This window comes from Paenibacillus sp. FSL R7-0345 (assembly GCF_038595055.1).
Lineage (GTDB): Bacteria > Bacillota > Bacilli > Paenibacillales > Paenibacillaceae > Paenibacillus_AQ.
The window spans coordinates 6,012,605-6,034,386 of record NZ_CP152002.1 but is presented as its reverse complement, the minus strand read 5'-3'; the positions used below and the strand labels follow the sequence as shown (position 1 = coordinate 6,034,386).

The window sequence follows — 21,782 nt, the reverse complement described above, 5'->3', positions numbered from 1 at the left end:
TAAACCTTATGGAATAATCGGTGCGCTGCTGATGCTAAGACCTCCGCTGATATAGCCCTGAGGATTGTTAATAAGTGAAATTCCGGCTGCAGTAGCTGAATATACCATCAGGTATCGGGTTCCGGCAGTGACCGGAATGGATAAGCCTGTTGTTATTCCGCTGGAAACAGTACCTATAGAGATGATTCCTGTCAGAATCGGGCTTAAAGTTACAGTAGCACCCGGAACTGGAGTAAAGGTATTATCTGGTGTAGTACTGGAGTAGAGCTGCCCGGTAATTGTAACACTAGTTCCTACCAGGCTCATTGCAACGGTTGTGGAGAAGTACCCGCTAAGGGAGGTTATGGTACCATTGCTTGGTGCTGAAAAAGCATAGTTGATGCTATTGTTTGGATCATTAGAACCTGTCAGATCAATGCTTGAGCCTCCGGAGTATGAAACGGTAGCCGAATTGCCGAAGCCGATCAGGCCTGCGTTTCCAGATAAACCGCCTGCAATTGTATTCAAAGAGACGGATTTGCCTGAAGAGAACGGGATAAGTGTTGTTGAAGCTCCTCCAGTGGCCCCAGTAGCACCGGTAGCCCCTGTAGCACCAGTCGCCCCTGTAGCACCAGTAGCCCCGGTCACGCCTGTATCTCCGGTAGCGCCAGTCGCCCCGGTAGCCCCGGTAGCCCCGGTCACGCCTGTATCTCCGGTAGCGCCAGTAGCTCCGGTAACGCCTGTGTCTCCGGTAGCGCCAGTTGCCCCGGTAGCGCCAGTAGCACCAGTAGCACCAGTAGCACCAGTAGCACCAGTAGCCCCTGTAGCACCAGTATCGCCGGTCGCCCCTGTAACGCCAGTAGCCCCTGTAGCACCAGTATCCCCGGTCGCCCCTGTAACGCCAGTAGCCCCTGTAGCACCAGTATCGCCGGTCGCCCCTGTAACGCCAGTAGCCCCTGTAGCACCAGTATCGCCGGTCGCCCCTGTAACGCCAGTAGCCCCTGTAGCACCAGTATCGCCGGTCGCCCCTGTAACGCCAGTAGCCCCTGTAGCACCAGTATCGCCGGTCGCCCCTGTAGCACCAGTATCGCCGGTCGCCCCTGTAACGCCAGTCGCCCCTGTAGCCCCAGTCTCACCAATCGGACCAGAAGGTCCAGTCGCTCCAGTAGCCCCAGTCTCACCAATCGGACCGGCAGGACCGGTCGCGCCAGTGACTCCAGTAGCCCCTACCTCACCCCCAGGCCCAGTCGCCCCTGTAGCGCCAGTGGCCCCAGTCGCACCCACCTCGCCGGAAGGCCCTGGATTACCGGCGGCCCCAGTCGCACCTGTAGCACCTATAGCACCTACTGCACCCTGTCCGCCGGAGGACCCTGCACTGCCGGTAGCACCAGTGGCCCCAGTGGCCCCAGTGGCCCCAGTGGCCCCAGTAGCGCCTGTAGCACCGGTAGCTCCTTTTGGCAGTGTGATTTCCGCTTTACTGATATCGGCAATCTCCACGTAGGAAGCAACGCCGTTGCTGTAAATAGCTGTAATAGGCTGGCCGACAGCCAAGGCGGAAGCCGTTTCTCCATTTGTTCCAAAAATAAGTGTAGTGCCATCAATAGTCAGGTTGACTGTCTGGTTAGCCTCTGTCAGTACACTGACCTTGCCGCCGGACACACTGATGATTTTACCGCGGGCCACTGTGCCTGATTCGACCGGGGCATACCGCTCTGCCAGACTGAAAATGGCTGCAGCCTGGGCACGGGTTACATCGGCGGAAGGCCTGAAGGTCTTATCCTCGAAGCCCTGAATCAGCTTCAGCTGTGAAGCGGCATTAATATAACCGGTCGCCCAGGCTGAAATCTGGTTCTCATCATTGAAAGGAAGAGCTTCGCTGGTCAAGGCAAGGGCTTCATTCTCTTTGTCAATCAGGCGGATCACAAGCCGTGTCAGCCATTCGCGGCTGGCATTGCTGGTTCCCCAGCCCTGGGCCAATTCTTCTTCCGGCTTGATTAATCCTTCGCTGATTGCAGTTTGACCCAGGCGTTGGCCCAATCGCTTACTTCTAATGAAGAAGCAGATGCAGGGGAGGATGGGGCATCGACACCAAGGAAGCGGAGTGCCATAATTGCCGCTTCTTGATGGGTGAGCGGGGTTTTTGGATTGAAATTACCGACGTTATCTCCTTCTGCAAAGCCAAGTGCAGCAATTTTCATAACATATTTATACATCCAGGAGCTGCTGCTTACATCATTAAAGCCTTTGTTCTCTGCAGCTGAAGCAACACCCGTGCCGCCGAGTCCGAAACTTGGCAACAGTCCTGCGGTTTGACTTAGCACCATTACCGCCATTGATGTTTTCATTAGTACGGGCTTGATATCCTTTTTCGTGTTTACCTGATCTGGAAGGATCTCAGTGTACTTATTAATCTGTTGCTTCTTGCTCATCGGTTGTTTCCCCCTAAAATATATGTTTGTCTTGCAACGCCCAGGGATTCAAAATACACCCTGTTCGCCAGCACTTTGCTGTCATTTGGAATAAATTCCGCCGCCATTTCGTTATGGGCGCAGGCACGTTCGTACTGGCCGATCCGATCATAGCAGACGGCGAGCTGAAGATGAGGCAGCCAGCTCCAGCAGGCATGCTGGAGTATGGCGTAGCTGTCCAGCGGCTTGGCCAGCTCGCTGGCCGTCTTGTACCAGTAGATGGCCTTGGCATAATCGTTCTCCAGCATGTAAAGGCTGCCGATCCGGCAGCAATTTTCTGCGCGCGGCAGATCGAAGGAGAAGGAATACAGGGCTTTGGCTCTTGCCTGCTGAAGGTTGCCAAGCTCGCGGAAACAGTCAGAGAGACTGCCGCAGGCATTGATCTTATCCTCGACCCAGCCGTCTACCTGCTGAAGGAACATTTCATAGAAGGAAATAGCTTTTTCCCACTGCTTATGCTCCCTCAGCTCATTAGCGAAATAATATAGGTCACGGGTAGAGAAAATCTCGCCCGCGGTGTGACGCTTTTCATATATTTGCAGATTCCGGTCAGAATTGCCGTGAACTCTGCCATGGGTAACAGAGATATCAGAGCGGTGAACCTTGCCGCTGACCTCGAGATATTCATGAACAACGCCGAACCAGCGGAACCCGTTCTCCCGCTTGACCAGACGGTTGCGGGTGAGGCTGGAGGTTACGTTCCCGTGTTCGTCGAAGGCCAGATTATAGTTCATGGAGACCGCATCGGTATCCCAGTCCAGAGCCGATTTCAGTGCCAGGAATTTTTCCCTGTCAGCAGGCAGAAACTCGTCGTCGGCATCCAGCCATAACAGATATTCCTGTGTCCCGAGGCTGAAGGCGTAGTTCCGGGCTTTGGCAAAGTCGTCCACCCAGGTGAAGTCCACGACCTTATCTGTATAACGGCCTGCTATTTCTTTGGTGCGGTCAGTAGAACCTGTATCTACTATAATGATTTCGTCCGCGAGTCCAGCTACGCTGTCCAGACAACGTTCGAGGGTGGCTTCTTCATTTTTTACGATCATGCATAGGCTTACAGTAATACTGCGTTTCATTTCATATAGAGCGCTTGTGAGGTCTATTCCCCATTTTTTGCGGGCCTTTTCCCGGTTGGCGGCCAGTTGTGTACTGTACCATGCGGGGTTTTCCGGAAAGAGAGGAGGAGGCTGGATATAACGGACAAAACAATCCAAAGCGATGTGCAGACTGTATCCAGCCTGAATCGCGCGGTAGCAGAGATCATCATCCTCATAGCATTCCAGCCCGAACTGCTCATCGAAGCCTCCGAGCTTGTGGAAAGCTTCACTGCGTACCAGCAGCAGGTGGCTGAGCAAACGAGTGGTTGTTTTGGCTTGTCCGGCTTTGGAGAGGGCGAAAGATCTGGCGATATGATCAAGCTGATCCATTTCAGTGCATACAACCGGCAGCTTTTGCGGACCGCTCACATCATTGCTGACCGGGCCAATCATTGCAGCTGAAGGATGCCTGCGGGCACAGCCGAGCAGACTGGCCAGCCAATCCTCAGAGACAATCATGTGATCGCGCATGAAGATAAGGTACTCCCCTTGAGCCATGGAAGCACCGAGGTTGAATCCGGCAGCTACACCCACACGTTCATTTGTTGCAAAAGAGCGGGCTTTTTTGGAGAGGGTGAGATAGCTGCTTACTTCCTTATTCCCGCCATCATTGATGACAATCAGCTCATAGGGGGTATTAGTGAAGAGGTCAATGCTGGCAAGGCACGATTTAAGCAGCGGAAGCTGCTGGGCCAGAACAATTATCGAGATCTGCATTTTGTCCCTCCAACAATGGAATAATATGATGTTGATCACAATATACCACTAGATTCTGAACAAACTCTTGACAATTATCGACGTAATCCGGAGAATTGCACTTTTTTTCGAAGATTTTTAATAATTAATTGCACAAATATCTGTACATCAAGCAGCTTTTAAGCAGAATAGTTTTTTTCCTCGCATTCTCCGGTCCGGTATCCTCCCCGACTAAGGTCCAGTTCGTAAAACCGTCCGCGGTCTGTTTTGAAAGTCTGCAAATTACCCTAGAATAAAGCTATAAGAAACGAGGTCAACGAAAGGCGGTGAGAAAAAATGCAGAATAGAAAAGGTAACGGACTTGCTATCGTCCTGATCGTGATCGGAGCGGTTATGCTGCTCGGGGTACTGCCCCACCTGATACACGGAATTTTCGGAATCCTGTTCCCGGTACTGCTGGTAGCTCTCGGATACTACGGAATTAAAAGCGGACGTAAAATTATCGGCTGGATCGTATTGTTCATCGGTGTTATGGCTTTGATCTCGAAGCTTTCATGGATCATCGGGCCGTTGCTCGGAGTAGCGCTGGTTGTCTGGGGCATCTCGGTGCTGAGAGGCAGAAGCGGCAGAACATACTAAGAATATAAGCTGTACATGATTACTTAATAAGAAGCAGGGAGGGAGCAGGAAATCATGAGTGTTTTTCGCCGCATGAGGGATATTACCGTAGCTAATCTAAATGAACGACTTGAACAAAGCCAGGACCCGGTGAAGCTGATCGATCAGTTCCTACATTCGACCCGTGAGGAGATCGCTGAAGCAGAGCGGCTGTACCAGCAAGTTGCTGCCCATACCAAGCAGCTGCAGGTGCAGGTGAATCAGGCAACGGCCATGAGAAATAAACGTGAGGAACAGGCGCTGCTGGCGCTCAAGGCCGGAGAGGATCATCTGGCAAAGATGGCCCTGCAGGAGAAAATTATCCACGAGGAAAAGCTGGAGCAATACAGCGGGCTGCTGGAACAGAGCCAAGGATCGCTGTATGAACTGGAAAGCCAGCTGAACGAACTGAAGGTTGAATACCAAACGGTATATAACAAGCGTCAGTATTATGCAGCACGGATGGAGTCCTTGAGACTTCAGCAGCGCATGAACCAGAGAGCAACTGCTTACGGCAACGGCAGCGACGTTCCCAAAATGTTCGGACGGCTTGAAGACCGGATGAACGATTGGGAGCTGGAAGCGAAGAGCCTGCGTGATCTGCGCCGTATGGGCCAGGAATACGCAGTGCAGGCCGGCGAGACAGTAGCAACTGTACTTGAAAGAGAAATGGCTAAGCTCAAGGAGAAGCTTAACAATGGCGGAAAGGAGTAGTTCTATGACCCGGTTGTATCGTTCAACCCGTGACAAGGTAATGACAGGGCTGGCTGGAGGCTTGTCCGAGACGCTCGGCATTGATTCTACCCTGTTCCGGATTCTGCTGCTTGTCAGCATTCCCTTTACCGGTGGCGCGACCATACTTGTCTATTTCATTGCAGCTTTGATCATTCCAAAGGAGCCGACACATTATAATCCGTTCGGTCCCGGACCGGGAGCACCCGGTGGTCCATACGGCGGCCCTTATGCCGGCGGTCCCGGGTACGGACGCGGTCCGCAAGGACCTCACGGCCCGCACGGACAGGGAGGCTACGGCGGACCTGGAGGACATAGCGGACAGCCCGGCTATAACCCGAATCAGGGTTATGACAAAGCCGGCGGCTACCCCGGCCAAGACTCCGGTCTGGATGCCATGATGAAGGATATCGAGAAGAAGGCACTGCAGAAAGAAGTCGAAGAGCTGAAACAAAAACTTGCTAAATACGAGAAGGGAGAAGTGTAAATTATGGGAGTATTTCAACGGATTAAGGATATGACAAAAGCGTCGGTAAACGACCTGCTGGATAAAGTAGAGGACCCGATCGTAATGCTGAACCAGTACCTGCGCGATATGGAGGCTGAAATCCACGAAGCAGAGGTTACTGTTGCCAAGCAGATGGCTAACGAGCGCCGAATGAAGCAGCGTGTTGAGGAGGCTGCCAAAATGTCGGGACAGCGCGCAGCCCAGGCTGAGCTGGCCCTGAAGAACGGACAGGAAGAGGTTGCCCGCAAGCTGCTGGAAGAAAAGATCTACTTCGACCAGAAGCAGAGCGAATACGGCGATCTTCACGCTCAGGCAGAAGTGCAGGCCAAAGAACTGGTACAGCAGCTGCATGATATGAAGGATGAATTCTACAAGCTGCGCAACAAGCGCAACGAGCTGGTATCCCGTGCTCAGATGGCCAAAGCCAAGAAGCAGATGTCACAGATCAGCAGCGTGCATTCCATTGAGAGCGGCAGCGCATCCCTCGGCTTCCACCGCATGGAAGAAAAGATTATGCAGCTCGAAGCTGAAGCTGATGTTATGCGTGCCCCTTACAGCCCGTCTAATGGCTTGTACAACAAGCCGGTTGATGCAGAGAAACAGCTCAAAGTGGAAGAGCAGCTTGCAGCCCTGAAGAATAAACTGAATCCTCCTTCTGCACCGTCCCTGGACAAAAAAGAAGACTAATCCCTGTTCCTATAAAGCAGGCGGATATGATATGCTGAACAAGGTAAAAGCCATACGGTATGGGTCTCCATACCGCTATGGCTTTTGTAGCGGGATGCGCTATACGAACACAACTTGCGGAATTTATGCATTTTAACATTTGAAAATAAAGCAGAGGAATCTGATTCCTCTGTTATTGTTATATAATTGACAATTACGATGACAGTTTTGCCCGGCAAAACTGAGAACATGCTTACGAAGATAGTTTTGCTTGGCAAAACTTTGAGGAGGTGCGCTATGGATAAACGGAACCGTCTGATTGCCATCGGACTGATTGGCGTGGGCTGCTTGATGATATTTGGCAAATGGATCGGATTTTTTTCCGTTGTTGCGCTCCTGTTCCTGCTGCTGGGAATTTACCGCACGACTTCAGGCAAGGTCAAACAGGGCTATAAGCTGCTGGGAATCGGCGCAGTATTGCTGCTGCTGGATCATCTGCTGCTGGTGCTGGGCGTCTGCCTGATCTCACTTGGCGTTTTTTATGTCAAGTCGAAACGGCTGCAGCAAGGAAAAGTGTTTATGCAGAAACAGGGCTTCTCCTCCCGGTTTGACTGGGATCTGTCACCATGGGTCATGCGCTGCCTGAGCGCATGGCATGTGCTTGGCGAAGCCGATGTTGATCTTTCACTGGCAATAGCGGAGGATAAAGAGACCATCATGCTGTTTCAGGGGATATTCGGGGATATGGATATTCACCTGTCCGATGACTATGGCGTAGAGATTGAAGCGTTCGTGCTGTTTGGCTCGATTGAGTTCGGCAGCCACCGCGACACGGGGATGATGAACCGGCTGAACTGGAAATCTGCCAACTACGATACCTGCCCGAATAAAGTGAAATTCAGCATTTCTTATCTGATGGGTGATCTGGATATCAGCAAATCCTGACCGCAGCATGGCATGGATTGAGAAAGGGAGGCTCCTGCACGTGGATAAAAAGAACAGCAGCATGGTGACACGCAGCATGGGTGAAGGGGCTTTGTTCTCTTTTGTCATGCTGCTGGTTTTCTTGTACATTATGTATACATACGGTTATTTGCAGCCTTTTGAGAATTGGGAGATCGGAATCCGCACTGCTGTGACGCTAATCCTCCTGCCGATGGTCTTTGGGGTCGGCTTCGGCTTCTTCCAGAGCTTCCGCTTCAAACGCAGGCTGGAGCGGCTGCGGGGAACACTGGTTGCCTGGGAGAAGGGCAATCTCACCCCTGCCATGCCAGTGCTTGGCAGTGATGAGCTGGGCCGGCTCGGGGAACAGCTTGGCCGGATCAGCGGCAAGTGGGAGAACCAGGTCAACACCCTGCAGCGGCTGTCGACCAACAATGCCAAGCTGGCCGAGCAGGCACGGGTGTCGGCGATTATCGAGGAGCGGCAGCGCCTGGCCCGGGAGCTGCATGATGCCGTGTCCCAGCAGCTGTTCGCCATTTCGATGACGGCGACGGCTGTAGGCCGGACGCTGGAGAAGGATTTTGACAAAGCCCAGCGGCAGATTGCCCTGATTGAGGAGATGTCTGCGGTGGCCCAGTCGGAGATGCGTGCGCTGCTGCTGCATTTGCGGCCGGTGTATCTGGAAGGCAAGGGACTTGAGCAGGGACTGCAGGAGCTGATTAAAGAGCTGCAGATCAAGGTGCCGATGGAGATTATTTTTGAGATGGACCCGGATGTACAATTGCTTAAAGGGGTCGAGAACCATTTGTTCCGCATTGTCCAGGAAGCGATTTCGAACACTTTGCGGCATGCCAAGGCAGAGAAGATGGAAATCCGGCTGCACCGGCGCGGCGACTCAGTAAGACTGACACTGCGCGATGATGGCGTAGGCTTTGAAATCGATGACAATAAGCTGACCTCATACGGTCTGTCGAATATGCAGGAGCGGATTGCAGAAACCGGCGGTTCCATACAGTTTATTACGGCGCCCGGCAAAGGGATGCGGATTGAAATTACTGTACCGCTGGTCAATGAATAAGGAGGCAGGGGCAGCCATGGAAACAGAAGAAATTAAGGTTCTGCTGGTGGACGATCATGAAATGGTACGAATCGGACTTGCCGCAGTACTTGGTACGGAAGACGGTATTGAAGTAGTAGGCGAAGCCGGAAGCGGTGAAGAGGGTATCCGGCTGGCCCAGGAATATAATCCGGATGTTGTGCTGATGGATCTGGTAATGGAAGGCATGGACGGTATTGAGACGACCAAGCGGCTGCTCAAACTGTATCCGGACTGCAAGGTTATCGTGCTGACCAGTTATCTGGATGATGAGAAAATGTATCCTGTCATTGAAGCCGGAGCGTTCAGCTATCTGCTGAAAACCTCGCGGGCCAGTGAAGTAGCGGATGCTATCCGTGCTGCTGCCCGTGGACAGTCTGTGCTGGAATCCCAGGTAGCATCCAAGATGATGAACCGGTTTCGCAACAATGCCAAAGCAGAGGCTCCGGCCTACAAGGAGCTTACCGAACGCGAGATGGAAGTACTGAAGCTGCTGGCCCAGGGCAAATCCAACCAGGATATTGCCGACCAGCTGATCATCGGAATCAAGACAGTGAAATTCCATGTCACCAACATTCTTGCCAAGCTGGGTGTCGAGGACCGGACCCAGGCGGCTATTTATGCGTACAAGAACGGGCTGGCGGAGTAACGGGAGCGCTATGGCGGGGCGGACAACCCTTGCTGGTGAAATGAGAGGCAAAAATGCCTCTGATTTCGGCTTTGGCGGCCAAATCGGCGAAATGAAGGGCAAAAATGCCTCTGAATTCGGCATCGGTGGCCAAATAGGCGAAATGAAAGGCAAAAATGCCTCTGAATTCGGCATCGGCAGCCAAATGGGCGAAATGAAAGGCAAAAATGCCTCTGAATTCGGCTTCGATGGCCAAATGTGCGAAATGAGAGGCAGAAGTGCCTCAGATTTGTAAAGCCAACATAAAGGGATTACTCCCTCTATGTTGGCTATTTGTTTATAGAGGGGTATAGGCTTCTGCGGACGAATAAATAGGCACATTTCAATACTCTCGATTCATGGTTAGACCCCGCAGTGTGTAGGTGCACACTAAATCGTATTACCCTGCAAGTTTCGAACTTTAGCTGAGTACCTGGCAAGTATGTATATCTTCTCCCGAATCGGGCTATCCTTTCTAGTAGATTGATAGATTGGATGAGAGAGGGAGATGCGGAATGCGGCAGGGGAAACATGGACAAGGGATGGGGAAGGTAACACTGATGATGATTAGCCTCAGTCTGCTGGTACTGCTGCTGGCCGGATTCGCAAGCGGGGCTGGCCGCAATAGTGCAAATGAGCCTGCAGCAGACACTGCCCTCTCTGCATCCAGCCCGGAGCAGTTGAGCCGTTCCCTGGATCTCCTGGCTTCGGCCGGCCGGGAGGTAACAGCAGCCGGCTCTCCGCTGAGGCTAGTTGTGAAGTGGCAGGGAGAATACAGCAATGAAGCGGCAGGGACAGATAGCACTAACGCCGCAGCTTCGGCCCAAGCTCTGCTAAATAAAGATATTACTTCTGGCGCCCAAGCCGCATTTAATGAAGATGTTACCTCCGGTGACCCAGTTTCCTTAAATGAAGATGCTGCTTTTGGCACTAAAGCCTTATCTATTACAGAAGCCACTACTGCGGCCCCAGCCGTATCTAATGCAGAAGCCACAGCGGAAGCTCAGACATTGTCCCCGGCAACCTCCGCAGATCCATCGGCAGCAGCGGCGCGGCTGGCAGACCAGCTCGGACTCGGTAAGCTGATGACCGCTGAAGAAGACGGCCATGTCACCTACAGAGCCTCCCGTCCGCTGGATTCAGCCAGTACAAATTCATTGTTCTGGAGTGAAATGGGCCAGGGCACAAGCTATGTAATTGTGACTGTGGAGACGCAGGATCTGCTGCAGGCAGCAGGATTTCAAGCAGCGGCCGCGTATGCCGGAGCACAGGTGCTGGCTGCTGGCATCACGCCGCAGTGGAATGCTTCACTGCAAGGCATGTCATCGCTGCAGGGATCCCCCCGGGAGGCACTTGAGCGGGTGCAAGGTACAATTGCTGAGCGGCTGAACGGATTAGAGCCAGCGGAAAGCTACGGGGATGTGGCGACTTACAGCCGTACCTACAGCGTTAAGGACGCGCAGAGGGTTGTGAACAGCGGAGAGCACAGAATAGCTCTGCAGGCTGCCGTTCACCAGAACAGCAATGACAGCAGTAACCGTGTGACAATCGGGCTGCCGCTCATTACGATTGAATATTAATGAAGTCCGTCCAGTTATAGTCATAATTCGCTGTAATTCCGCATATACTAACAAAAAGCTCCGCAAACCGGGCTCCGGTTTGCGGAGCTTTTTACCGGAAGGTATAATATGGAAGTGTGGCGGCGTCTACTGTTTCGGCAGAAGCCTATAAGCTTCGGTATGAAAAACGATAAGAAAGTTTAATGGAAAATTACGAAATCCCGAGAAAAACTGTCAGGAATGTGATAGCATCCTCACGGTGAATATGATAAAATGACATCACGCCGTGCTACGGCGCGATGAGAATGATTGTCAACTAACTATATTACATACAGAGAGATGAGGAGCCATGGCTGAAAATCAAACCCTTGATGAACTGCATACACCCGGTGCTGTATTCTTTATTTTTGGGGCAACCGGAGATCTGGCCCGGCGCAAGCTTTTCCCGGCGATATATAGCTTGTACCGCGAAGGCAAGCTGACACATGATTTTGCGGTAATTGGCGTGGCTCGGCGTCCCCGTACCCAGGAGGAGTTCCGGGAGGATGTGAAGGAATCCATCCGTGAATTCTGCCGTTATCAGGTAGCCGATGCTGCGGAATGGAATGATTTTGTACAGCATTTCGAATATAAATCACTGGATATTAACAATGTAGACGGCTTCCGTGAGCTGTGTGCGCAGACAGAGCAGCTTGAACAGAAGTTCCAGATTCCGGGCAACCGGATGTTCTATCTGGCTCTGGCTCCTGAGCTGTTCGGCAGCGTATCGTTCAACCTCAAAGCCGGCGGCATGCTGCAGGGTGCAGGCTGGAACCGTCTGGTTATCGAGAAACCGTTCGGCTATAACCTGGAATCTGCAGAGCAGTTGAATGAGCAGATCCGCCAGGTGTTTAAGGAAGAGGAGATTTACCGGATTGACCACTATCTGGGCAAAGAAATGGTGCAGAACATTGAGGTTATCCGTTTTGCGAATGCGTTCTTTGAGCCGCTGTGGAACAACAAGCATATTGCGAACATTCAGATTACCCTTGGTGAGACTGTCGGGGTAGAAGAGCGCGGCGGGTACTATGATCATGCCGGTGCACTTCGCGATATGGGGCAGAACCATATTTTGCAGCTGCTGACGATGATTGCAATGGAGCCGCCAAGCCGTCTGCTGGCTGAAGATATCCGTGACGAGAAGGTAAAAGTTCTCCGTTCGCTGCGCCCGTACTCCTCCCCGGAAGAAGTACGTGAGAACGTGGTGCGCGGACAGTATACCCAAGGCCTCTACAAAGGCAAGAGCCTGCCGGCTTACCGCCAGGAGGATAAAGTAGATCCTGAGTCCAATACTGAGACGTATTTTGCAGCGCGTATTTTTGTAGACAACTTCCGCTGGGCGGGCGTTCCTTTCTACATCCGTACCGGCAAGCGTCTGCCTGTGAAGACTACGGAAGTAGTGGTGGAGTTCAAGGGTATGCCGACTAACGTATACCTGGGCCAGAAGCATAAGCTTGAGCCGAACCTGCTCGTGATCCGCGTCAATCCGATGGAAGGCATCTACGTGAAGATTAACGCCAAGAAGCCGGGTTCGGAATCGGAAATTCAGCCGCTTGCCATGGACTTCTGCCAGAGCTGCATGATCGGCATCAATTCACCGGAAGCCTACGAGCGTCTGCTGCATGATGCGGCACGCGGCGATTCGACTTATTTTACCCGTTGGGATGAAGTATCGTCGGCCTGGTCATTTGTTGACCGGATCGCACAGGCCTGGAAGGAAGAGAACAGTGATCTGGCTTCCTATCCGGCTGGCTCATGGGGACCGGTAGAAGCAGACCAGCTGCTGGACCAGGATGGCTTCCATTGGTGGCCGGTGAATGGACAGGATGAAGATAACGTGGTATGGCGTGTGAACAGCTAGTACCAGCTATATAGAATTACAGACAGCGGTTCCTCGGTGAGGGGGATCGCTGTTTTTTGTATTTTTAATGAAAATTACAATAAAAGGATTTCAATCCTGCGTGTTTGCTATATAATCCCATTAACTGTAGAGAGAAAAGATCCGGGGATCGCAGTCAGCCGCCTGAAGGCCTACAAAATCTGTTGGAGGAATGGGGCACTCGTTGATGAAAAGGACACAGCAGGCGCATAAGCAGTACAGTTTTTTTCTGGGAACGATGTTATGCGGTTATAATCTGGCTGATAAGCTGTATGGTGCGGTATATATCGTTCTGATGAGCATGAGAGGGGTTGACCCGATGCAGATCAGTATTGTATTCGCGGTATCCTCGCTGTCCCTTGCGGTGTTTGATTATCCCAGCGGCAATCTGTCGGACTTGTACGGGAGGAAAAAGCTGACGGCTATCGGTTTTATAATATGGGGGGCGGGATTGTCTATATTTGCTTTTGCAGGTAATCTGGCAGCGTTTATTGTTTCTGCGGTTGTGATGTCTCTGGGAGTTGCGCTGATTTCCGGCTCGCCGCAGGCCTGGTATTTGGATAAGCTTGAGGATCTGGGCATGCAGGAGTATAAAAATATTGCACTGCCGCGACTGAACGGATATGTGTCCGCTTTTGCAGTAGTAGGGGCACTATTGGCATCATTAAGCAGCAATATACATCTATACCTTCCGGTGGCTATAGCGGGTGGAGCGGCAATGGGGCTAGGTCTGTATACCTGGCTGCGGTTCAGCGATAATTATGGCGTCCGGACGGAGGATAGTATTTTTAAAGAGGTCTATGTGACCACAGGCGAATTTGTGAAAAATAAGCTGATGCGGTTTATCCTGTTCAAAAGCATCTTTAGCCATGCCGCATTGCTTGCTTTTCTGCTCAGCTGGCAGGTGTATGGTGTAAATGAGCTTGGGCTGCCCGTGGGTTATTTAGGCGGAATGCTGGTTTTGTTCATGGTTGTAATCAGCCTGTCCTCGTTCTGCAGCTCTTTTCTGGCAAAAAGGAAAGTGCAGGCGGTACGGATTATTTCCGGCGGTCTGCTGCTCTCGGCTTCCGGTCTGCTGCTTGCAGGACTGTTTGCACATCCGGCTGTGTTCATCGCGGGGCTGGTTTTGTATGAATTCGGGCTTGGGCTGGAGTCCTCCTTATTCAGTGCCTGGGTGCAGGATTTCATTCCCCGGGGCAAAAGAGCAACGTTCACCTCAGGGCTATCTGCCCTCAAATCGCTATCGGGCTTCGCAATCACCCTGCTGCTTGGTCTGGCTGCAGAACGGCTGGGCTATACTGTTATCTGGGTGATGGGCGCGGTGAGCCTGATGGTTTCGCTGGCGGTTTTGCTCTTTTTGAGCAGAAGGCATACTATAACAGACACGGCCCGCACAGAAGCTGAAACGGCAAGCAGATAAGGGATACGCAGAAAAACAGCAAATTTGTACAACTTGTTTCACTTCCGCCGCTTTTTTGTAGATAAAGTCTGCTGAATTTTGATATACTTTAAAGGATGCTTTCTGGAAAGGGAACGGGTATTAGGAGCGTAAAGCATGAATTTATATATGAAGGGATATGTGCAATGACACCGGATCAGAAACTGCAACAGGAAGTGGACAAACGCAGAACGTTTGCGATCATTTCCCACCCGGATGCGGGTAAAACAACACTAACGGAGAAGCTGCTGCTGTTCGGCGGCGCGATCCGGCTGGCGGGAACGGTTAAAGCCCGCAAAGCAAGCAAGCATGCGACAAGTGACTGGATGGAAATAGAGAAGCAGCGCGGAATCTCGGTAACCTCTTCCGTAATGCAGTTTGATTATCTGGATCACCGGGTGAACATTCTGGATACTCCAGGTCACCAGGATTTCAGTGAGGACACCTATCGTACCCTGACAGCGGCGGACAGTGCGGTCATGCTGATTGACGTAGCGAAGGGTGTGGAGGCACAGACAATCAAGCTGTTCCAGGTCTGCGCCAAGCGCGGTATCCCGATTTTTACCTTCATTAACAAGCTGGACCGTGAAGGGCAGAGCCCGTTCGATCTGATGGAAGAGCTGGAGAATGTACTGGGCATCCGCTCCGTACCGATGAACTGGCCGATCGGCAGCGGCCGCGAGCTGTGCGGCGTGTACGACCGGATGAAGAATCAGGTGGAGCTGTTCCAGGGTGACGACCACTCTGTAATCAAGGTGCAAAAGGTAGAAGGCTACCACGATCCGATTATCCGCGAGATGGCCGGAGAATATCTGCATGACCAGCTGTGCCAGGACCTGGAGCTGCTGGATGTGGCGGGTGACGCTTTTGACTATGAAAAAGTACTGCGCGGCGAGCTGACTCCGGTCTTCTTCGGCAGTGCGATCAACAACTTCGGCGTGCAGACGTTCCTCGACAACTTCCTGGAGCTGGCACCGAAGCCGGAGCCGCGCCGCAGTACGGTTGGTGCCATTGAGCCGACCAATCAGAAATTTACCGGCTATGTATTCAAAATCCAGGCCAACATGAACCCGGCCCACCGCGACCGTATCGCATTCCTGCGGATCGTATCCGGCAAGTTCGAGCGCGGCATGAGCGTGAAGCATGTGCGGGCGGGCAAGGATATCAAGCTGTCCCAGCCGCAGCAGTTCCTGGCCCAGGACCGTGATATTGTCGAAGAGGCGTATCCGGGCGATATTATCGGTTTGTTTGACCCGGGTATTTTCCGGATTGGCGATACACTCAGCCAGGCGGGTGAGATGGAGTTCGATGAGCTGCCGACGTTCTCACCGGAGATTTTCTCCAAAGTGAGCATCAAAAATGCACTCAAATCGAAGCAATTCCAAAAAGGGATTGACCAGCTGACGGAAGAAGGGATGATCCAGGTATTCCGTACGGTCAATTTTGACGATATTATTCTTGGCGTTGTCGGTCAGCTGCAGTTCGAGGTGTTCGAGTACCGGATGAAGGGCGAGTACGGCGTGGATGTTATGCTTCAGCGGATGAGCTACCAGTTCGCACGCTGGATTGTGGATGAGAACAAGCCGGACCCAAGCAAATTCCGGATCAACTCCACACTGGTAACAGACAAGAAGGGCAACTATGTCGTGCTGTTCGAAAATGAATACGCGATGCGTACCGCTATGGAGAAGAATCCGACTGCGAAGTTCCTGGAGACCGCTCCTTAAGTGTACGGAAATTAACCGGGTAAGATTAATATTATGGTAAAAACCTCCGCCTCTGGCTGTGCGCTGCACGGCCGGAATGCGGAGGTTTTTTGGCTGTCTAGCCCTGCTCAGTGGTGACTGATCCTGGGGTGATCTCCTCCAGATGTCTGTGCAGCAGGCCGATGACATGATCCTGCTTGGCCTTGCCGATATCTTTCCAGACCATTTCAAACACGACGCCAAGTCCGGGAAGCGCGGCTTCCGGCCCGTCTACGGAGCCTTCAATCATGGAACGCAGGTCTTCCTCGGACTGGCCGTGCACTTTATGCAGAACCGCCTGGCGTAAATCAATGGTTACCGGCATAGTGCACCTCCTTTTTTCTGCAGAATGAAAAGCTTCAGGGGCACAATCTTCAGAGCAGGCTGTCTGCACCAGGCAGAACCCCATCCAAAATGCCCTGTACTAATGTGCCCTGCGGCTGCAGTGAAAATTCAAGTTTGCCCGCCCGTATGCTATACTGTTTGAGACGAAAAATGCTGCAGGAGGTACACGGACATGGCCAAAAAACAATACGCGATTATCGGAATGGGACGCTTCGGCTCAAGTGTAGCCAAGGCGCTCAGCGGCATGGGATACGACGTGCTGGCCATCGATGCCGATGAGCAGCGCACCCAGGAAATCTCCGGTATTGTAACCCATGCCGTATCCGCAGATTCCACCGATGAGGAAGCGCTGCGTGCGCTGGGCATCCGCAATTTCGACGTTGTGGTAGTAGCGATCGGGGAAGATATTCAGGCCAGCATTCTGACCACGCTGATCCTGAAGGATCTGGGCGTGCCGGCGATTCTGGTTAAAGCCAAAAATGAGCTGCACGGCAAGGTGCTAAGCAAGATAGGCGCAGATAAAATTATCTATCCTGAGCGGGATATGGGGATGCGGGTCGCCCACCATCTGGCTTCACCGAACATCCTTGATTATATTGAGCTATCCCCGGATTACAGTATTCTGGACATGAAGGTGCCGAAGCAGATGCTTGGCAAAAACCTGCTGGAGCTGGACATCCGCGCCAAATACGGCTGCAACGTTATGGCCATCCGCCGGGGCGATGACATGAACATTACCCCAAGAGCTGAGGACAGGCTGGCTGACGGCGATGTGCTGGTTATTGTCGGGCACAAGGATAACCTCACGAAGCTGGAGATGGCTTATCATTAAAGAACTAAGAGAAGTGTGAAAGGAAAGAACCTTATGGAAATATTATCACCGCAAAATACGCGGGTTAAAGAATGGGCCGGACTGCAGGAGAAAAAGCACCGTGATAAGACCGGTAAATATATTGTAGAAGGCATTCACCTGGTGCAGGAGGCGCTGCTGGCGGAAGCGGATGTAGAGATACTCGCCTACGATCTGGACAAGGGTATGCCGTCTGAGCTGCGGGATCACCTGCAGACTGTGCAGGGCATGGAGGTCATCGGCGTTTCGGCGGCCGTCATCGCCAAATGCAGCAGCACGAACACCCCGCAGCCCGTCTTTGCGGTTGTCCGCAAGGAGCAGCAGGGCGTGGAGACCATCCTGGCGAAGCCGGACAGTCTGGTTGTCGTGCTGGATGGTGTCCAGGACCCCGGCAACGTGGGTACAATCATCCGCAGCGCGGATGCCGCCGGCGCAGACGGTGTGATTCTCGGCGCAGGCTGCGCCGACCTGTACAACCCGAAGACCATCCGTTCCACGATGGGCTCGATGTTCCATCTCCCGGTTGTGGAGGGAGATCTGGGCGTTGTTCTGCCGCAGGCGCGCGAGCGCGGAGCGCTGCTGGTCAGCACCTCGCTGACCGGGGAAGACTCCTGCTACACGCACGATTTCCGCGGCAGCCAGTGGCTGCTGATCGGCAGCGAAGGCAAGGGCATCTCCCTGCAGACCGCAGCGCTCGTCGACAAAAGCATCATCATCCCGATGGCCGGCCGGGCCGAGTCATTGAATGCGGCGATGGCGGCGACGATTTTGCTGTTTGAGGGGATGCGGCAGCGGGGTTATCCACCGCAAATAAACCCATCCCAATGTGAGTTGTAACTCACTTTGTCACCGATTGAAACGTCATTTGGCACAGGTTTGTAACGATTTTTTGTCACAAGTATTTTAGCCCTGATGATCAAGAAAACCTTGATTATCAGGGCTTTTTTTGAGGCGGACATTATATTGAAAATAGGCTGTAAGACATTAAGCTCACGGGCTGACATGCTCAATCACTGGGCTTATGGGAACGATAGTCCGGCTAATCTGAGTCGTTATGCAAAAGAGGATAATAATTGGTTGAATCTATCGCGCTCCTCCAAAAAGGCGCAATGACCGCTGTAATGGAACGGAACCAGCTGCGAATTTTTGATCAGCTTATTTGTTTCCTCAGCTTTGGTATACGGAACGACCTTATCATGAATTCCGTGAATAATTAATGTGGGTACATTGATCTGACCGAGATCGTTGTAGACATTTTCATCTCTAAGCGTGGCCATAATGGCGGAAGTTGCCCAATTCGCGGCTTGTAATCCCATTGAAACGAACCAATCAGATTTCGGTGCGGAAATATACTGAAAGAAAAAACTTCCCGTTTGGTCCTGCAGCATTTGCGGCCGGTCATGATTTGTATCTTCGATAATTTTATTTGTAAATTCTTTCGGAACGCTAGATGGAGAGGCAGCGTCGATCAGGACGAGTTTAGATACCCCATACTCTTTGTGACGGGCCATATAACGAATCGATATCGCGCCCCCGGTAGAGTGTCCTGCAAGTGTTATGTTTCTTAACTGTAACGCCTCGATGACCATGCGGACATCATCCGCTAATCTGTCGAAATTGTACCCGGCAAATGGTTTATCCGAATTCCCGTATCCTCTCCAGTCCATTCCGATACAACGATATCCGAGCTTAGGAAGGAAATTGAACTGATATTCGAACTGGTTATGGTTTAGCGGCCATCCATGAATAAAAAGTATCGTTTTATTTCCCGTCGGATTGATGTCCTCTATAAATACTCTTACGCCCGGTTCCACAGTAACAAAGTATCCCAAGTGAATCGCCTCATTTTTTAAAAAATGTACTTTCCCTTTAAGATATTCGCCCTGGGCAAGGTGAATGCGTAATTTCGGCGTTTATCCGAAGAAGTAGATGATAAACCATTACAGAGAGAAAACTCCCACGCAGGAGCAAGCAGATAAGGTTCAAGACAGCATCAGAGCAAAGCCCAAGCCTTGTTACGGCTTGGGCTTTGCTCTTTTTACGCTCCGGTATCAAAACTTTCAACCCTGATGTCATTTTTTTCAACCATAACCGGGCGGTTATTAATTATATAATCAATCCAAGGCAACAAGCTATAAACATTGGAAGGAGGACGGCGGTTAGGTCAACATTAATGACAGGGGGAATAGTGATGAAGAAAAAAACTTCGGTACTGGCATTGTTGTTAGTGCTCCTGATAGCAGTTACTGGATGCGGCGGAGGGGCTGGTAATGCAGGCACGACAGAAGCGGCCAGTACATCCGAAGGCTCCAATTCATCCGGGAAATCGGGAGACGGAAAAATTGTAATCGGTTTCTCGCAGACGGTCATGAATCACCCGTTCCGGATTGCCAACGTAGATACGGCCAAGAAAGCAGCCGCCGATCTCGGGGTTGAGATCATTGTGACAGATGGACAAGGGGACGCGAACAAGGAAATCGCCAACATCGAGAGCCTGATCGCCCGCAATGTCGATGCCCTTATCGTGAGCAGCCTGTCGGGCAACGCGATCTACCCCGCATACAAGGAAGCGGAAAGAGCGGGCATCCCGCTGATTATCGCGGCCTCCGGCGTACCGGACGATGACAGCATTCCTTATACGACATTCGTTGCTTCGGATGAGGTGACGATGGGCCAGCAGGCAGCGAAGTACATTGCCGACAAGATGGGCCAAAAGGGCAATCTGGTTATCCTCAACGGTGTCGTCGAGTCGACCAACTCCCAGCTTCGTACGCAGGGATTCATGCCGGAGATTCAAAAGTATCCGGATATCAAGATCGTGGCGGAGCAATCCGGAGAATGGCTGCGGCTGCCGGCGATGCAGGTGATGACGAATATTTTGCAGGCCAACAGCAAGATTGACTTCGTGTTCGCCCAGAATGACGAGATGGCGCTCGGCGCAATTGAAGCCATCAAGAAAGCAAACCGGATGAGCGAGATCAAGGTGGTCAGTATGGACTCCCAGAAGGAAGCGCTGGAGAAGATCAAGAATACAGATGAGCTGATGATGTCCGTGAAAAATGAATGGAGCTTCGAAACGGCTGTGAAGCTCGCAATCGATGCGGCGAACGGCAAAGAGATCCAGAAGAGAGTGATTCTGGACTCTCCTGTAATCGACAAGTCGAATGTTGATAACTTCTACGATCCGAATTCAACGTTCTAAAAGAAACATATCCGAGAGCACCAATCCAATTATAAATTCAGGAGGAATTCATCATGGGTTTTGAAGACACATTGCAGGAAATTCCGGTAACCGAGTACAAGGAACGTTTGCAGAAGGCAAGAGTGAAAATGGAAGCGGAAGGCCTGGACGGGCTGCTGGTTTATTCAGACTCGTACCGTATGAGCAATGTCCGCTGGTTAGCCAACTATCGCGCATTTGACGGGGTGTTCCCTTATCCGGCAATGGTGTTTATCCCGCTTGACGGCGAACCTACGCTGTTCGCGGAAGGCAGTCTGGTATCCTATGCGGCTGACGAGACATGGTTCTCAGATGTAAGAGGCATCCGCCAGGAGCTAGGTAATGTGCTGAAGGATTTCCAGAAAGGCAGAAATTCCGCCAAAATCGGCCTCAGCGGCTCCAAATATTGTGCTCTTGAATTCTATGAGACGATCCGCGACAGTCTGAATCCAACCTCAGTGCTGCAGAAGACAAATATTATCGAGTACCTGAAGTCGATCAAGAGCGAAACGGAAATCCGTAATATGAAAGTAGCCGGCCGGCTGGCGGACATGGGGATTGAAAAAATCCACGAGCTGCTCGCCACCGAACGTCTGACCGAGAGAGAAGTAACGCGTCAAGCGATGGCGCACATGTTCGCGAACGGTGCGGACACCGTCTCGTTCGACATGATGGTCCAGTCGGGACCGAACTCCGGGGACTTCTTCCTGGCCCGCCCGCGTGACCGCGAAATTGTCAAAGGCGACACAATCCTCATCGATATCGGCTGCCGTTATAACGGATATTCGTCCGATATGGCGCGTGGTGTAGCTTACGGCAAGGTGGATGCGGAGAAACAGCGCCTGCTCGATACCTGCCTGGAAGCATGGAGAGCGGGAATGTCCGCTCTGCGACCGGGCATGACCGGCGCGGAGGCCGATGTGGCTGCCAACGAAGTGCTGAAGCGCGAGGGCTATCCGCATATGGCCGGTGAAGGCCGCGGCTGCGCCCACTCCACAGGCATGGATCCGGAGGAGGAAATTCCGGTAGTAGGCCCGGACAGCCAGGATATTCTGGTCGAGAACCAGACGATTGCTTTTGAAATTACTCTGCTCATTCCCGGATATGCCGGTACCCGTGTAGAAGATACGGTTGTAATCCGCAAAGACGGACCGGAGTCGCTGACCAATCATCCGTATGTCTGCAACTGGTACCAGGATTAA

Annotated in this window: 21 protein-coding genes; 16 read left to right on the top strand and 5 right to left on the bottom strand. The window is 52.1% G+C overall.

Annotated elements, in window-relative coordinates:
- Positions 1-6: 6 nt before the first annotated feature.
- The 3 genes from NST84_RS26025 to NST84_RS26015 are packed head-to-tail and all read right to left on the bottom strand — an operon-like array spanning position 7 to position 4,258.
- The gene (locus NST84_RS26025; RefSeq protein WP_342562983.1) at positions 7-2,016 is read right to left on the bottom strand and encodes an exosporium glycoprotein BclB-related protein; all 2,010 of its coding nucleotides are present in this window, start codon (positions 2,014-2,016) and stop codon (positions 7-9) included.
- Positions 1,974-2,408, bottom strand: a complete 435-nt coding sequence (locus NST84_RS26020) for an S-layer homology domain-containing protein (protein WP_342562982.1) — start codon at positions 2,406-2,408, stop codon at positions 1,974-1,976. The genes NST84_RS26025 and NST84_RS26020 overlap by 43 nt, the downstream gene beginning before the upstream one ends.
- On the bottom strand, positions 2,405-4,258 hold the full coding sequence (locus NST84_RS26015; RefSeq protein ID WP_342562981.1) for a glycosyltransferase: 1,854 nt from the start codon (positions 4,256-4,258) through the stop codon (positions 2,405-2,407). The genes NST84_RS26020 and NST84_RS26015 overlap by 4 nt, the downstream gene beginning before the upstream one ends.
- A 315-nt stretch (positions 4,259-4,573) precedes the next feature.
- Between NST84_RS26015 and NST84_RS26010 the strand changes: the two genes are divergently transcribed.
- From NST84_RS26010 to NST84_RS25955, 12 genes are all read left to right on the top strand, one after another.
- Positions 4,574-4,876 (top strand): hypothetical protein, encoded by a 303-nt coding sequence (locus NST84_RS26010; RefSeq protein WP_342562980.1) that lies wholly within the window; start codon positions 4,574-4,576, stop codon positions 4,874-4,876.
- Between the two features lie 54 nt (positions 4,877-4,930).
- Positions 4,931-5,608: a PspA/IM30 family protein gene (locus tag NST84_RS26005; RefSeq protein WP_342562979.1), complete on the top strand. Its 678-nt coding sequence runs from the start codon at positions 4,931-4,933 to the stop codon at positions 5,606-5,608.
- A gap of 4 nt (positions 5,609-5,612) precedes the next feature.
- A complete protein-coding gene (locus tag NST84_RS26000) occupies positions 5,613-6,113 on the top strand; it encodes a PspC domain-containing protein (RefSeq protein WP_342562978.1) in 501 nt (166 codons plus the stop codon).
- A gap of 3 nt (positions 6,114-6,116) precedes the next feature.
- The gene (locus NST84_RS25995; RefSeq protein ID WP_342562977.1) at positions 6,117-6,821 is read left to right on the top strand and encodes a PspA/IM30 family protein; all 705 of its coding nucleotides are present in this window, start codon (positions 6,117-6,119) and stop codon (positions 6,819-6,821) included.
- Between the two features lie 276 nt (positions 6,822-7,097).
- Complete coding sequence (gene liaF, locus NST84_RS25990; protein ID WP_342562976.1) at positions 7,098-7,745, top strand: cell wall-active antibiotics response protein LiaF; 648 nt, start codon at positions 7,098-7,100, stop codon at positions 7,743-7,745.
- Positions 7,746-7,779: 34 nt separating this feature from the next.
- A complete protein-coding gene (locus tag NST84_RS25985; protein ID WP_342566527.1) occupies positions 7,780-8,820 on the top strand; it encodes a sensor histidine kinase in 1,041 nt (346 codons plus the stop codon).
- Positions 8,821-8,836: 16 nt separating this feature from the next.
- Positions 8,837-9,487 (top strand): response regulator transcription factor, encoded by a 651-nt coding sequence (locus tag NST84_RS25980; protein ID WP_068725710.1) that lies wholly within the window; start codon positions 8,837-8,839, stop codon positions 9,485-9,487.
- A complete protein-coding gene (locus NST84_RS25975) occupies positions 9,459-9,761 on the top strand; it encodes a hypothetical protein (protein ID WP_342562975.1) in 303 nt (100 codons plus the stop codon). Before NST84_RS25980 ends, NST84_RS25975 begins: the two co-directional genes overlap by 29 nt.
- 286 nt (positions 9,762-10,047) lie before the next feature.
- Positions 10,048-11,085 carry a YwmB family TATA-box binding protein gene (locus tag NST84_RS25970; RefSeq protein ID WP_342562974.1) on the top strand — a complete coding sequence of 346 codons (1,038 nt, stop codon included), beginning with the start codon at positions 10,048-10,050 and terminating at the stop codon, positions 11,083-11,085.
- Between the two features lie 328 nt (positions 11,086-11,413).
- A complete protein-coding gene (gene zwf, locus NST84_RS25965; RefSeq protein ID WP_342562973.1) occupies positions 11,414-12,964 on the top strand; it encodes a glucose-6-phosphate dehydrogenase in 1,551 nt (516 codons plus the stop codon).
- Between the two features lie 205 nt (positions 12,965-13,169).
- The gene (locus tag NST84_RS25960; protein ID WP_342562972.1) at positions 13,170-14,402 is read left to right on the top strand and encodes an MFS transporter; all 1,233 of its coding nucleotides are present in this window, start codon (positions 13,170-13,172) and stop codon (positions 14,400-14,402) included.
- 164 nt (positions 14,403-14,566) lie between these two features.
- Positions 14,567-16,147: a peptide chain release factor 3 gene (locus tag NST84_RS25955; RefSeq protein WP_342562971.1), complete on the top strand. Its 1,581-nt coding sequence runs from the start codon at positions 14,567-14,569 to the stop codon at positions 16,145-16,147.
- 97 nt (positions 16,148-16,244) lie between these two features.
- On the opposite strand, the gene NST84_RS25950 is transcribed toward NST84_RS25955, so the two are convergent.
- The gene (locus tag NST84_RS25950) at positions 16,245-16,490 is read right to left on the bottom strand and encodes a small acid-soluble spore protein SspI (protein WP_342562970.1); all 246 of its coding nucleotides are present in this window, start codon (positions 16,488-16,490) and stop codon (positions 16,245-16,247) included.
- A gap of 192 nt (positions 16,491-16,682) precedes the next feature.
- Between NST84_RS25950 and NST84_RS25945 the strand changes: the two genes are divergently transcribed.
- The gene (locus NST84_RS25945; RefSeq protein ID WP_342562969.1) at positions 16,683-17,342 is read left to right on the top strand and encodes a TrkA family potassium uptake protein; all 660 of its coding nucleotides are present in this window, start codon (positions 16,683-16,685) and stop codon (positions 17,340-17,342) included.
- A 33-nt stretch (positions 17,343-17,375) separates the two neighbouring features.
- Entirely contained in the window at positions 17,376-18,197 is an 822-nt protein-coding gene (locus NST84_RS25940; protein ID WP_342562968.1) for an RNA methyltransferase, read from the top strand.
- Positions 18,198-18,412: 215 nt separating this feature from the next.
- Here NST84_RS25940 and NST84_RS25935 read toward each other — a convergent pair whose 3' ends face one another.
- The gene (locus tag NST84_RS25935) at positions 18,413-19,192 is read right to left on the bottom strand and encodes an alpha/beta hydrolase (RefSeq protein ID WP_342562967.1); all 780 of its coding nucleotides are present in this window, start codon (positions 19,190-19,192) and stop codon (positions 18,413-18,415) included.
- A gap of 359 nt (positions 19,193-19,551) precedes the next feature.
- Between NST84_RS25935 and NST84_RS25930 the strand changes: the two genes are divergently transcribed.
- Positions 19,552-20,562, top strand: coding sequence for a substrate-binding domain-containing protein (locus tag NST84_RS25930; RefSeq protein ID WP_342562966.1), 1,011 nt, complete (start codon positions 19,552-19,554; stop codon positions 20,560-20,562).
- A 53-nt stretch (positions 20,563-20,615) separates the two neighbouring features.
- On the top strand, positions 20,616-21,782 hold the full coding sequence (locus NST84_RS25925) for a Xaa-Pro peptidase family protein (protein WP_342562965.1): 1,167 nt from the start codon (positions 20,616-20,618) through the stop codon (positions 21,780-21,782).

Bases quoted from the DNA above. Each gene is read 5' to 3' on its own strand.
- NST84_RS26020 (WP_342562982.1), bottom strand. From the start codon at position 2,408: ATGAGCAAGAAGCAACAGATTAATAAGTACACTGAGATCCTTCCAGAT.
- NST84_RS26015 (WP_342562981.1), bottom strand. From the start codon at position 4,258: ATGCAGATCTCGATAATTGTTCTGGCCCAGCAGCTTCCGCTGCTTAAA.
- NST84_RS26010 (WP_342562980.1), top strand. From the start codon at position 4,574: ATGCAGAATAGAAAAGGTAACGGACTTGCTATCGTCCTGATCGTGATC.
- NST84_RS26005 (WP_342562979.1), top strand. From the start codon at position 4,931: ATGAGTGTTTTTCGCCGCATGAGGGATATTACCGTAGCTAATCTAAAT.
- NST84_RS26000 (WP_342562978.1), top strand. From the start codon at position 5,613: ATGACCCGGTTGTATCGTTCAACCCGTGACAAGGTAATGACAGGGCTG.
- NST84_RS25995 (WP_342562977.1), top strand. From the start codon at position 6,117: ATGGGAGTATTTCAACGGATTAAGGATATGACAAAAGCGTCGGTAAAC.
- liaF (WP_342562976.1), top strand. From the start codon at position 7,098: ATGGATAAACGGAACCGTCTGATTGCCATCGGACTGATTGGCGTGGGC.
- NST84_RS25980 (WP_068725710.1), top strand. From the start codon at position 8,837: ATGGAAACAGAAGAAATTAAGGTTCTGCTGGTGGACGATCATGAAATG.
- NST84_RS25975 (WP_342562975.1), top strand. From the start codon at position 9,459: ATGCGTACAAGAACGGGCTGGCGGAGTAACGGGAGCGCTATGGCGGGG.
- NST84_RS25970 (WP_342562974.1), top strand. From the start codon at position 10,048: ATGGGGAAGGTAACACTGATGATGATTAGCCTCAGTCTGCTGGTACTG.
- zwf (WP_342562973.1), top strand. From the start codon at position 11,414: ATGGCTGAAAATCAAACCCTTGATGAACTGCATACACCCGGTGCTGTA.
- NST84_RS25960 (WP_342562972.1), top strand. From the start codon at position 13,170: ATGAAAAGGACACAGCAGGCGCATAAGCAGTACAGTTTTTTTCTGGGA.
- NST84_RS25955 (WP_342562971.1), top strand. From the start codon at position 14,567: ATGACACCGGATCAGAAACTGCAACAGGAAGTGGACAAACGCAGAACG.
- NST84_RS25950 (WP_342562970.1), bottom strand. From the start codon at position 16,490: ATGCCGGTAACCATTGATTTACGCCAGGCGGTTCTGCATAAAGTGCAC.
- NST84_RS25945 (WP_342562969.1), top strand. From the start codon at position 16,683: ATGGCCAAAAAACAATACGCGATTATCGGAATGGGACGCTTCGGCTCA.
- NST84_RS25940 (WP_342562968.1), top strand. From the start codon at position 17,376: ATGGAAATATTATCACCGCAAAATACGCGGGTTAAAGAATGGGCCGGA.
- NST84_RS25930 (WP_342562966.1), top strand. From the start codon at position 19,552: ATGAAGAAAAAAACTTCGGTACTGGCATTGTTGTTAGTGCTCCTGATA.
- NST84_RS25925 (WP_342562965.1), top strand. From the start codon at position 20,616: ATGGGTTTTGAAGACACATTGCAGGAAATTCCGGTAACCGAGTACAAG.